A 12,425-nucleotide genomic window follows, 5' to 3' on the forward strand; every position below is an offset into this window, starting at 1 on the left:
CAGACGAGCGCAGGCGGCACGGACGGCGAAGTCGTGTGGTCCTGGCCTCTCGACGCTGAGGTCAAGTCCGTGAGCGTTGCTTGACGGCACGCGCGGGCGATGGGGCAAGAACGCCGATCCCCAGGGAGAGCACGAAGGACACCGTTAACACCGTCGCGCGGGGAAGGCCGGGTCTGTCCGGCTGTACCTGTGGTACCTGCCGCCTGCATTCTTTTGAGCAGGCGGGCCACGGGCCTCAGCCGAGGTCCGGCCTTCCTCGCGCCCTCTCATGATCAGGAGGGACACGACGAACCCATCACCTCGGGCCTCGTAGGCCGCGGGAACGCACGCGCTCATCTCCATGGCTGCTCATGTCGCCAACCCAATCCCCGGTGTCGTCCCGGACAAGCGCGCACAGCGCGCCGATCCGGCAACTGTTATGTTGATGGAGTGATCGCATAAGGTTTTCGGTCGCGCATCATGGCATTCAGGATGGTTAGAAGCTTCCTGGCGACGGCGATGAGGGCGAGCTTGGCGGGTTTACCGGCTTGGCGCAGACGGTTGTAAAAGATCTTGAAGCGATCGGCGCGGCGGACGGCGTTGAGGGCGGCCATGTAGAGGGCGTCGCGGACACGCTTCCGGCCGCCGCCGATCTTGCGCTTGCCACGATACGCCCCGCTATCGCGATTGAAGGGAGCCAGGCCCGCAAGAGCGGCTACCTCCTTTGGCCCGAGATGGCCGAGTTCCGGCATCTGGGTGATGAGTTGCATGCAGGCGACGGGTCCCACACCGGGCACGGAGCGCATCAGCTGTGCCTGCTCCGCAAGCACCGGCTCGGCTTTGATGAGCGCGTTGATCTCGGCCTCGATCTCGACGATCTCGTCATTGAGGACCTCGATCAGGCGGCTGATGCGTTCGGCCATGGCGCGGTCCTCGGCCTCGCTGCGGCGGTTCTTTTCCTGGGCGCGCATGGCAACCAGTTGATCCCGCCGTTTTGCAAGCCTGGCGAGGGCGCTTTGGGCAGGCGTCATGGCCTGCTCGGTGGCTGGCTGCATGGCGCGCCCAAAGGCTGCCAGCGTTCGCGCGTCGATCGGATCGGTCTTGGCGAGTTGGCCGCTGGCGCGGGCGAAATCGCGAGCTCGAGCCGGGTTGATCCGCGCAAAGCGGATGCCCGCCCGACGCAGGGCCTCGCGCAGTTCGAGGTCGTAGACACCCGTGGCCTCAAAGACCACCAGAACATCGCATCCCCAACGCGCCACCAGCTGTGTGATGGCCTGTGGCCCGTTGGCGATGCGCTCCGGCGCCCCCACGGCTTCATCAAAAATATCGAGATAGGGTTTGCAAACGTCGATTCCGACGCAACGAAAAGGTACGATCACGGTGCCTGTCCCTGTGATGCGAGGTCTGTTGGCGCAGCCTCGTGCAACTGTTCAGGTTGATAAATGGAACGGGCGGGAGACCGAGCCGGCTCACGGCGTCTAGCGCCAAGGACCCAACGGCTTCCCGCCCACCATCATCATGGCAGACTTTCCAGACACAGGGACCCATAACCCCAGGAATTTGTGTGAGGCACGCTGGTGGATCGATTTCGCTTCGCCACCATGGCCGGTGGCCATGGGTCCCGGCGCAAGGCCGGGACGACACCGGTCGTGACGCGCGAGCTCTGGCAAACGAGACATCGACCGGCGCCACCATCGCGGTTCGCCTTACGCTTCCAGCGCCGTCCTGATCATGCGCGCGAGATCGGCGCTGACATACGGCTTTGCCAGCAGCAGCACGTCGGCATCGAGCCGGCCATGATGCACGATCGCGTTCTCGGTGTAGCCAGATGTGTAGAGCACCTTCAGTCCGGGGCGGCGCTTCTCGGCCTCGATGGCGAGCTGCCGGCCGTTCATGCCGCCGGGAATGATGACGTCGGTGAACAGCAGGTCGATGCGTTCCTGGCTGTCGATGATTGTCAGCCCATCGGCGGCATTGCTGGCCGACAGCGTGCGATAGCCGAGACGGCGCACCTGAGCCACGACGTAGTCGCGCACCAGCGCATCGTCCTCGACGATCAGGATGGTCTCGTCGCCGCGCGCGACCGCCGGCCGGCCGGGCTCTGCGGCCGGCGTCTCCGGCAGTCCGGCGGCGCGCGGCAGATAGAGCTTGACCGTCGTGCCGTGGCCTTCCTCGCTGTAGATCTTGACGTGGCCGTTCGATTGCTTGACGAAGCCGTAGACCATGCTCAGCCCGAGGCCCGATCCCTTGCCGACGTCCTTGGTGGTGAAGAACGGCTCGAACACCTTGTCGAGCAGTGGAGCCGGAATGCCCTGGCCGGTGTCGCTGACCGCGATCATGACGTAGCTTCCGGGCTTGGCGTCGCGGTTCAGTTGCGCGTAGTGCTCGTCGAGCGTGACGTTCTTGGTCTCCAGGGTCAGCTTGCCGCCGTCCGGCATCGCGTCGCGCGCATTGAGCGCGAGGTTGAGGATCGCGGTCGACAATTGGCTCGGATCGATCAGCGCCGGCGCGCTGTCATGGGCCAGCATCGATTCGATCTCGATCTGCTCGCCGAGCGTCGGCCGCAGCAGACGGCCGGCCTCGACGATGAGCGCATTGATGTCGGTGGCGCGCGGCTGCAGCGGCTGGCGGCGCGAGAAGGCGAGCAGGTGCCGGGTCAGATCGGCGCCGCGCTCGGCGGCGGCGCTGATCATGCCGGCGATGCCGGCGAGCTGGGGCTTGTCCTTGACCGCATCGGCAAGGATCTCGATCGTCCCGGTGATGACGGTCAGGATGTTGTTGAAGTCGTGCGCGACGCCGCCGGTGAGCTGGCCGATCGCCTCCATCTTCTGCGCCTGACGGACCTGGGCCTCGTTGGCCTCGATTTCCTGGAATCGCCGCACCATCGCTTCCGCGGCGCGGCGCTGCCGGATCTCCTCCTCGAGCTGCGCATAGGCCTTCTGCAAGGTGATGCGCGTCGGCAGCACCAGAAGCTGCGGCAGCATCTTGATCATGATGACGATGATTCCGATCGAGGTGACGCCGAGAAAGACGTTGATGACGTCCGTGATGGTCGAGGTCGGTACCCAGAGATCGACGATCGCAAGCAGGCGGGTGACCCCGACGACGGCCACGAAGGTCGCAAGCGCCCCGACGATTCCGCGGAACATGACGTCGCGCCAGCGCCGCCGCAGGAACGTGCCGACGACGAAGGCGATGGTGAAGAAGGCGCTGGCGATCAGTCCGTTGGATACGACCTGCAGCCATGCCCATACCGGCGCTCCCTGCAGACCCGCCGCTTGCACCGTCAACGTCGGCATATGCAAATCATCCTCAACAACGCAACGCGCCAAAATCCGGGGGCGGCCCGGCCTGTCGTCGTCGCAACCCGAACGGATCATTCAGCTTTTCGTCTCCGGCGCAAGGGCAATGGCGGCTTCGACGCGCATCGCGGCAGGGCGCCCTCGCCGCGAATGCCGCTCCGCCGCGCGGCGTCAAAAGCCTGCCACACATCCTTTACCGCCCGGTCACGCGGTTGTTAACGCGCCGACCTAAGCCGCTCGACACCGTCATCACCATGGGGAATGAACGAGATGTCGAACACGATCGCGCACAACCGGCGCGAGTTCCTGCGGCTGCTCGGAGCGTCGGCTGCGACCGCCGCCCTCGGCCAGAGCATCGAGCGCGCGCATGCCATTCCGGCGTTCAACCGCCACGGCAGCATCGAGGACGTCAAGCACATCGTGGTGCTGATGCAGGAGAACCGCGCCTTCGATCATTATTTCGGCGCGATGCGCGGCGTCCGCGGCTTCAACGATCCGCGCGCCGTGAAGCTGCCGAATGGCAATCCGGTGTGGCAGCAGCCGAACGGCGCGGGGGCAGTGATGCCGTTCCGCGTCGACAATGCCGGCCAGGTCTATGTCGAGGACGTCGCCCATGGCTGGAACGACGGCCAGAAGGCCTGGAACAACGGCAACTACGACAAGTGGATCGCCAACAAGGGCACCACGACCATGACCTGCTTGAACCGGCAGGATCTGCCCTGGCACTATGCGCTGGCCGACGCCTTCACGGTGTGCGATTCCTATTTCTGCTCGGTGATGGGCCCGACCGATCCGAATCGCTACTACTTGTGGACCGGTTGGGACGGCAACGACGGCAAGGGCGGCGGCCCGGTCATCACCAATGCGGAAGCCGGCTACGACTGGACCACGTTTCCGGAGCGGCTGGAGAAGGCCGGCATCTCCTGGAAGGTCTACCAGGACGTCGGTCTCGGCCTGACGGCGGAAGGCTCCTGGGGCTGGACCCAGAATCCGTGGATCGGCAATTACGGCGACAACTCGCTGCTGTATTTCCACCAGTATCAGAATTCGCAAGCAGGCAGCCCGCTATACGAGAAGGCGCTGCGCGGCAGCAACATCGCCAATGGCGGCACGTTCGAGAATCTGTTCGACGGGCTGCGCAACGACGTCCGCAACGGCACCCTGCCGCAGGTGTCGTGGATCGCAGCTCCGGAGGCGTTCAGCGAGCATCCGAACTGGCTGCCCGGGCCGGGCGCCTGGTACATTTCCAAGGTGCTCGACATCCTGACGTCGAACCCCGAGCTGTGGAGCAAGACCGCGCTGCTCATCAACTACGACGAGGGCGGCGGATTCTTCGACCATGTCGTCGGCCCGTATCCGGCGATGTCGCAGGCCTGGGGCCAGTCGACCGTCGATGTGAGCACGGACCTCTTCGCTGGCGACGGAAGCCACGTTGCCGGCCCCTACGGACTAGGCGTCCGCGTGCCGATGCTGGTGGTGTCGCCGTGGTCGCGCGGCGGCTTCGTGTGCTCGGAAGTGTTCGACCACACGTCTGTGATCCGCTTCATCGAGCGCCGCTTCCATCACAAGGCGCCCGATCTGTTCGAGAGCAACATCCCGGCGTGGCGGCGCGCGGTGTGCGGCGATCTCACCTCGGCGTTCAACTTCACTTCGCCCAACGAAGGCATGGCGCCGCTGCCGAGCACGGCCGGCTACAAGCCGCCGGCCGCCGACATCACCTCCGGTGCCCGCTTCGACGACTATCATCCGGTGCCGCCGGCCAAGCAGGCGTTGCCGCAGCAGGAGCCGGGCATTCGCCCGGCGCGCCCGCTGCCCTACGATCTCAGGGTCGATGGCGACGCCGATGCTGCGCACAAGACGTTCGCGATCCGCTTCGCCAATCCGGGGCAGGCGGGCGCCTGCTTCCACGTCCGCTCCGGCAACACCGCGACCGGTCCGTGGAGCTACACCGTCGAAGCCGGGAAATCGCTGCACGGCGTGTGGGACCTCGCGGCCAGCGCCGGCCAGTACGATCTGTCGGTGTACGGCCCGAACGGCTTCTTCCGCCACTTCAAGGGCGGCGTCGCCACCACCGCCGCGCTGGTCGACGTCGATACGGTCCATCTCTGTGATTGGGATGATGACGACGATTCGCGCAGCCTTGCGATCGCGCTCACCAACAAGGGGGCGAGCTGTGTCGTGACACTGGCCGACAACTATACGGGACGCAGCGAGCGGCACCGCCTGCAGCGTGGCCAGCGGCTGGAGACGCGGGTTCGCCTGCAGCAGACCCATGGCTGGTACGACCTGACGGTCACGACGGACAGCGATGCCAACTTCAACTGGCAGCTCGCGGGTCACGTCGAGAACGGCCGGCCCAGCATCAGCGACCCGGCGATGGGCAGGATCGCCGCGACCTGATCGCGAACGATATCGGGATGCGCCCGGAGCGATTTGGGCGCATCCTCAAGATGACGAGGTGACGAGACCTTCGGGTGCTGCGTCGTCGGCATTGGGATCGCCGGGCGCCGTCGCCCAGGCAAGTTCGACGAGGGTGACGATGCGGCGGCCGGCACCGTCGAGCTGGCAGACGATGAGCCCCTGGTCCTCGATATAGGTCAGCAGGCGCTGCGCCCGGCGCAACGAATGCGAGCCATAGGCGCGGGCGATCGCCGCGTCACTCGGGCAGGGGCGGCCGTCCTTGGCGGCGCGGGCGATCATCATGAACACGCCCTGCATGTCCTCAGGCAGCAGCGAGGCGCGCAGCGTGACGTCCTGCCAGCCGGCATCGTCGGCCGTCTCGTCGCCGCCGAGCCCGGCGCGGGCGCGGGTCAGCATGCGGCGGAACTCGTTGAGGTCGGGCACGGCCGTGCCCAGCCCCTCGATGCGGCAGCGGACGACGAATTCCTGGTAGAGCACGCCGACGGCGCGGAAGCCGGCGTCGGGCTCGGCCAAGACCGCGCGCAGCACGCGCTCGACGCGGGCTTTGCGTTCGGCGAGCTCCTCCTCGCTGACGGCGGGTGCTGGCGGTTCGGGGCGCAGCTCGAGCGCGGCGGACTTCGCCGCCATGAGCTGGTCGAGCAGCTCCGGTTGCGGCTTGCGCTGCGGCCGCGCGTTGGTCTCGGGCGGCGGTGCGGCGAGAATCACCGCGCGGGCGTCCTCGAGCGAGGCCTCCGGCAGCGGCATCAGCCGCGGCGTCGCGTTGCGCGGCTTGGTGTCGGTCGGGCCGATGCGCAGGCCGAGTGGACGGCGCGACAGCGCGGGGCCGAGCGCCATGAACTGGCCGCGCTCGAGATCGCGGAACGCCTCGGCCTGGCGCCGCTCCATGCCGAGCAGGTCGGCGGCGCGGGCCATGTCGATGTCGAGGAAGGTGCGGCCCATCAGGAAGTTCGAGGCCTCGGCCGCGACATTCTTGGCGAGCTTCGCCAGTCGTTGCGTCGCGATCACGCCCGCCAGCCCACGCTTGCGGCCGCGGCACATCAGGTTGGTCATCGCGCCGAGCGAGGCCTTGCGGGCCTCGTCGGAGACTTCGCCCGCGACGGCCGGTGCGAACAGCTGGGCTTCGTCGACCACGACCAGCATCGGGTACCAGTGGTCGCGGGAGATCTCGAACAGGCCGTTGAGAAAGGCGGCCGCGCGCCGCATCTGATTCTCGGCGTCGAGGCCTTCGAGGTTGAGCACCGTCGAGACGCGATGCATCCGCGCCCGTTCGCCGGCGACCTGCAGCGCGCGCTCGGTGTGGTCCTCGGCCGCGATCACGAGATGGCCGAATCGCTCGGCCAGCGTGACGAAGTCGCCCTCCGGGTCGATGATCGTCTGCTGCACCCAGGGCGCGCTCTGCTCCAGCAGGCGGCGCAGGAGATGCGACTTGCCGGAGCCGGAATTGCCCTGCACCAGGAGCCGGGTCGCCAGCAGTTCCTCGAGGTCCAGGGCCGCAGGCGATCCCGCCGCCGTCTGCCCCATCTCGATTGCAACCGTCATGTGCCCCGACTCAAGCCCGCTTCACGCAGAGGCTGGCGCTTAACAAGCGCGGGCGCGCACGTCGAGCGTTTGCAATGGACTGTCCCAGATTGCGGGATGGGCTGTGGATGGTTCGCAGATGGAACCCGATCGCGGGCTGCCCAGTTCCCTGTCGACGCGCCTCTTGCCGTGAGGGCCGGCGCTTGGGCCCGCGCGCATTTGACGGTACTGTGCGGCGAAAAAGGGGCCAGGAGTGAACGAGCATTCGGATGCCGGTCACGCGACGTTCAAGGCGTTCGCGCGCGGAGCCGACTTCCTGCAGGGTGGCGGGGAGATGGGGGCGCTCATGCGCATCCATGATTGGTCGCGGACGCCGTTGGGGCCGCCCGAGAGCTGGCCTCAGTCCTTGCGCACTTCGATCAGCACCTGCCTGGACTGCGCGTTCCCGATCCTGATCTGGTGGGGCCCGGAGCTCGTCATGCTCTACAATGACGAGTATCGCCTGATCCTCGGCTCGCAGAAGCATCCCGCGGCGCTGGGGGCGCCAGGGCGCGCGGTATGGTCCGAGATCTGGGAGGTCATCGGCCCGATGCTGCGGCACGTCGTTAGGCTTGGCGAAGCGACCCGCTCACGCGACATGCGGCTGTTCATCGACCGCCACGGCTACTTGGAGGAGACCTATTTTTCGTTCTCCTATTCGCCGATTCGCGATGAGACCGGCGGCGTCGGCGGCGTCTTCACCCCCGTCATCGAGACGACGGCCCGGGTCGTGGGCGAGCGCCGTATGCGGACCTTGCGCGATCTCGCCGCGCGCGGCCGTGCCGACAGTCTGGCGCATGCTTGTCGCGAAGCCACCGACGTCCTCGCCGAGAATCCGCATGATGTCCCGTTTGCGCTGATCTACCAACTCAGCGAGGATCAGCGATCGGCACGGTTGTTGAGCGCCGCGGGGGGGCACCCGGACAGCGCCATCGCGCCGGCGCAGATTGCCCTCGACAGTGACGGGCTGTGGCCGATCCGAGCGGCGGCGCGCGCGGTGGCGCCGATTCGCGTCGTGCTGGATCGTGCGAAATTTGCCGGCGTGCCGACCGGCGCATGGCCCGAGCCGCCACAGCTGGCGCTGGTGCTGCCGGTTGCGACGGGCCGGGAGCAGGCGACGGCGATCCTGATCTGTGGCGTCAATCCGCGCCGCGCCCTCGATGCCGAGCACCAGGGCTTCTTCGATCTGATGGCCGCTCAGCTCGGCAGCTCCTTTGCGGAGACGCTGGCCTATGAACAGGAGCGGCGCCGCGCAGAGGCGCTCGCCGAGATCGATCGGGCCAAGACCGCGTTCTTCACCAATGTCAGCCACGAATTCCGTACGCCGCTGACGCTGATGCTCGGTCCGCTCGAAGATGTCCTGCTGCGGTCGCAGGCCTTGCCGCCTGCGGATCGCGACCGGCTGGAGATCGCCGAGCGCAATGTCTTGCGGCTGCTCAAGCTGGTCAACACGCTGCTGGATTTCTCGCGGATCGAGGCCGGCAGGATGCAGGCGGTCTACGCGCCGGTCGATCTCGCGAGCCTGACCGCGGAGATCGCCAGCACCTTCCGCTCGGCGATCGAGGCCGCCGGTCTCAGGCTGATGGTGGATTGCCCGCCGCTGCCGGAGCCGGCCTATGTCGATCCCGAAATGTGGGAGAAGATCGTCCTCAACCTGCTGTCCAACGCGTTCAAATTCACCTTTGCGGGCGACATCGAGGTCCGGGTCGTCACCTGCGATCGTCATTTCGAACTGAGCGTGAAGGACACCGGGACCGGCATCCCGCAGCACGAGCTGCCGCGGCTGTTCGAGCGTTTCCATCGCGTCGCCGGCGCGTACGGCCGCACCCATGAAGGCTCGGGCATCGGGCTCGCGCTGGTGCATGAGCTCGCCAAGCTGCACGGCGGATCCGTCGCAGCGACCAGCGAAGCCGGGCAGGGCAGCACGTTCGCGGTCAGGATTCCCAGGGGACGAAGTCATCTGCCGTTCGACCAGGTCGACGCGGCGCCAGCGCAGGAACCGATCCTTCGCGGTGCGCGGCCCTTCATCGAGGAGGCGTTGCGCTGGCTGCCGGATCCGCCGCCGCTCGACGCGCATGCCGTTCCGGACATCGACATCACCACCCCCTCAGCCGGCAGGGCCGGGCCGCGCCCCCGTATCCTGCTGGCCGACGACAATGCCGATATGCGCGACTATGTCCGCCGCCTGCTCGCCTCGCGCTACGATGTCGAGACCGTCGCCGATGGCGAAGCCGCGCTCGCGGCCATCGCCCGCGACAAGCCCGACCTCGTTCTGTCTGATGTGATGATGCCGCGCATCGACGGCATGCAGTTGCTTGCGCGGCTGCGCGCCGATGAACGGGTCGGCACTATCCCGGTGATCCTGGTGTCGGCCCGGGCCGGAGAAGAGAGCCGCGTCGAAGGCATGGAGGCCGGTGCGGATGACTATCTCATCAAGCCGTTCAGTGCGCGTGAACTGCTGGCGCGCGTCGAGGCGCATCTCAAGATGGCCCGTCTGCGTGCCGAAGCGACGGAGCGGCTGCGCGCCAGCGAGGAGCGCTATCGCGCTTTCGTAACCGCGAGTTCCGACGTCATCTATCGCATGAGCCCCGACTGGCGGGAGATGCGCCAGTTGCAGGGCAAGGACTTCATCGCCGATACAATGAACCCGAGCCAAGGCTGGCTCGCGAAATACATTCATCCGGACGATCAGGCGCAGGTGACTGCGGCGATCAGCAGGGCGGTCGCGACGAAGGGCATGTTTGAGCTGGAGCACCGTATCATCCGGATCGATGGCAGCCTCGGTTGGATCCATTCGCGCGCCATCCCCATTCTCGGGCGTGACGGCGAGATCATCGAGTGGTTCGGGACGGCGCGCGACATCTCCGAGCAGAACAAGGCCGAACGGGAGTTGCGCAAGAGCGAGGAGCGCCTGCGCAGCGCGGTCGAGGTCGGTCGGCTCGGCCTGTGGGACTGGAACGTCGCGACCGGCGAGGTCTACTGGTCGGACGAGCACTTCCGCATGGAAGGCTATGGCGTTGGCGAACTGACTCCGAGCTACGAGGCCTGGGCGGCGCGCATCCATCCCGACGATCGTCCCGCAGCCGAAGCCGCGCTTCACCGCGCGATGGAGGCGCACCAAGAGTATGTCAGCGAGTTTCGCGTGGTGCATCCGGGGGGCGCAATTCGCTACCTCTACGGCCGTGGGCGCTTCTTCTATGACGACGCGGGACGACCGATCCGCATGACCGGCGCCATGGTCGACGTGACCGAGCGGCGTGAATGGGAGGAGCGGCAGAAGGTGCTGGTGGCCGAACTGCAGCATCGCACCCGCAACCTGCTGGGCGTGGTCAGCTCGATGGCCGACAAGACGGCGCGCGCCAGCACCGATCTCGGCGATTTTCGAGCTCGCTTCCGTGATCGGCTGGATACGCTGTCACGCGCCCAGGGCCTGCTGTCCCGCCTCAAGGAGCATGATCGCGTCACCTTCGACGATCTGATCCGTAGCGAGCTGTGGGCTGTCGCCGGCGGTTCGGAGCGCATCGGGCTGTCGGGGCCGTCCGGCGTAAGGCTGCGGTCGTCGACCGTTCAGACCCTTGCCATGGCGCTGCACGAGCTCGCCACCAACGCGGTCAAGTATGGCGCGCTGGCGCAGCCGTCGGGCCGGCTCTGCGTGGTCTGGTCGCTCGAGCGCGAAGGCGCGGAGGGACAGCCCTGGCTGCATATCGAGTGGCGCGAAAGCGGCGTCGACATGCCGCCGCCAGACACGATGCCCAGCGGCACGGGGCAGGGGCGCGAGCTGATCGAACAGGCCTTGCCCTATCAGCTCAGCGCGAGGACCTCGTACGCCTTCGAATCCGACGGTGTCCGTTGCACGATATCGATTCCCGTTTCGCTCACCACACTGGAGCTCGAGGATCATGCCTGAACGCTCGCTTCGCGACCGTCATATCCTCATCGTCGAGGACGAGTACATGCTTGCCGATGAGCTGCGCTGCGCCTTCGGCGACGCCGGCGGCACGATCCTGGGCCCGGTCGGAACCGTCCCCGACGCGCTCGCCTTGATCAAACGCGAGGGGCGGATCGAAGGCGCCGTTCTCGACGTGAATCTGCGCGGCGACATGGCGTTTCCGGTTGCCGATCTGCTAGTCGAACGCGGCGTGCCCTTCGTCTTCACCACCGGCTATGACGAATCGGTCATCCCGGACCGCTTCTCGAAGATCCTCCGCTGCGAGAAGCCGATTGCCGTCGACGGGATCATGCGCGCGCTCGGACGCCTGATCAAGAAGACGGCGCCGCAATGACGCGCCGGTCGGATGGAGCTGGGCGCCTCACACCTCGCGCCGGCTGAGGAAGGCGAGCCGCTCGAACAGGTGGACGTCCTGCTCGTTCTTGAGCAGCGCACCGTGCAGCGGCGGGATCAGCTTGCGCGGGTCGCGCTCGCGCAGCTGCTCAGGACCGATGTCCTCGTTGAGCAGCAGCTTGAGCCAGTCGAGCAGCTCGGAGGTCGACGGCTTCTTCTTCAGGCCGGGCACGTCGCGGACCTCGAAGAAGATGCGCAGGGCCTCCTCGACCAGTCGCTTCTTGATGTTCGGGAAGTGCACGTCGACGATGCGGCCCATCGTATCCGGATCGGGGAACTTGATGTAGTGGAAGAAGCAGCGGCGCAGGAACGCATCCGGCAACTCCTTCTCGTTGTTGGACGTGATGATGACGATCGGGCGCAGCTTCGCCTTGATGGTCTCGTTGGTCTCGTAGACGTGGAATTCCATCCGGTCGAGCTCGAGCAGCAGGTCGTTCGGAAACTCGATGTCGGCCTTGTCGATCTCGTCGATCAAGAGCACCGGTCGCTGCTCGGCCGTGAAGGCCTCCCACAGCTTGCCGCGCTTGATGTAGTTCTTGATGTCGGACACCCTGGAGTCGCCGAGCTGGCTGTCGCGTAGCCGCGAGACGGCGTCGTATTCGTAAAGGCCCTGCTGCGCCTTGGTGGTCGACTTGATGTGCCAGGTGAGCAGCGGCGCGTTGACGGCCTTGGCGACTTCCTCAGCCAGCACGGTCTTGCCCGTCCCCGGCTCGCCCTTCACCAGCAGCGGGCGCTCGAGCACGATCGCCGCATTGACGGCCACTTTGAGGTCGTCGGTGGCGACGTAGTCCTGGGTGCCGGTAAATTTCATTGCGTCTCGCTCA

The 12,425-nt window shown here is 66.6% G+C and carries 7 protein-coding genes; 3 read left to right on the top strand and 4 right to left on the bottom strand.

All coding sequences use genetic code 11. The annotated features are described in order from the left end of the window. Positions 1–416: 416 nt before the first annotated feature. The gene (locus tag QW887_RS07410; protein ID WP_315751903.1) at positions 417–1,358 is read right to left on the bottom strand and encodes a transposase; all 942 of its coding nucleotides are present in this window, start codon (positions 1,356–1,358) and stop codon (positions 417–419) included. Between the two features lie 327 nt (positions 1,359–1,685). Beyond that, the gene (locus QW887_RS07415) at positions 1,686–3,278 is read right to left on the bottom strand and encodes an ATP-binding protein (protein ID WP_315717857.1); all 1,593 of its coding nucleotides are present in this window, start codon (positions 3,276–3,278) and stop codon (positions 1,686–1,688) included. A gap of 273 nt (positions 3,279–3,551) precedes the next feature. Between QW887_RS07415 and QW887_RS07420 the strand changes: the two genes are divergently transcribed. Next, positions 3,552–5,681 carry a phosphocholine-specific phospholipase C gene (locus QW887_RS07420; RefSeq protein ID WP_315750235.1) on the top strand — a complete coding sequence of 710 codons (2,130 nt, stop codon included), beginning with the start codon at positions 3,552–3,554 and terminating at the stop codon, positions 5,679–5,681. A gap of 45 nt (positions 5,682–5,726) precedes the next feature. Here the strand turns inward: QW887_RS07420 and QW887_RS07425 are convergent, their stop codons facing one another. Then, the gene (locus QW887_RS07425; protein ID WP_315750236.1) at positions 5,727–7,241 is read right to left on the bottom strand and encodes an ATP-binding protein; all 1,515 of its coding nucleotides are present in this window, start codon (positions 7,239–7,241) and stop codon (positions 5,727–5,729) included. A 232-nt stretch (positions 7,242–7,473) separates the two neighbouring features. Between QW887_RS07425 and QW887_RS07430 the strand changes: the two genes are divergently transcribed. Continuing rightward, positions 7,474–11,166 carry a PAS domain-containing protein gene (locus tag QW887_RS07430; protein WP_315750237.1) on the top strand — a complete coding sequence of 1,231 codons (3,693 nt, stop codon included), beginning with the start codon at positions 7,474–7,476 and terminating at the stop codon, positions 11,164–11,166. After that, a complete protein-coding gene (locus QW887_RS07435; RefSeq protein ID WP_315717853.1) occupies positions 11,159–11,542 on the top strand; it encodes a response regulator in 384 nt (127 codons plus the stop codon). Before QW887_RS07430 ends, QW887_RS07435 begins: the two co-directional genes overlap by 8 nt. Before the next feature lie 27 nt (positions 11,543–11,569). On the opposite strand, the gene QW887_RS07440 is transcribed toward QW887_RS07435, so the two are convergent. Then, complete coding sequence (locus tag QW887_RS07440) at positions 11,570–12,412, bottom strand: MoxR family ATPase (protein WP_315717852.1); 843 nt, start codon at positions 12,410–12,412, stop codon at positions 11,570–11,572. Positions 12,413–12,425: the final 13 nt, after the last annotated feature.

Origin of the sequence: Bradyrhizobium sp. SZCCHNRI3052, from assembly GCF_032484895.1 — a bacterium.
GTDB lineage: Bacteria > Pseudomonadota > Alphaproteobacteria > Rhizobiales > Xanthobacteraceae > Bradyrhizobium.

Bases quoted from the DNA above. Each gene is read 5' to 3' on its own strand.
- QW887_RS07415 (WP_315717857.1), bottom strand. From the start codon at position 3,278: ATGCCGACGTTGACGGTGCAAGCGGCGGGTCTGCAGGGAGCGCCGGTA.
- QW887_RS07440 (WP_315717852.1), bottom strand. From the start codon at position 12,412: ATGAAATTTACCGGCACCCAGGACTACGTCGCCACCGACGACCTCAAA.
- QW887_RS07420 (WP_315750235.1), top strand. From the start codon at position 3,552: ATGTCGAACACGATCGCGCACAACCGGCGCGAGTTCCTGCGGCTGCTC.
- QW887_RS07435 (WP_315717853.1), top strand. From the start codon at position 11,159: ATGCCTGAACGCTCGCTTCGCGACCGTCATATCCTCATCGTCGAGGAC.
- QW887_RS07425 (WP_315750236.1), bottom strand. From the start codon at position 7,241: ATGACGGTTGCAATCGAGATGGGGCAGACGGCGGCGGGATCGCCTGCG.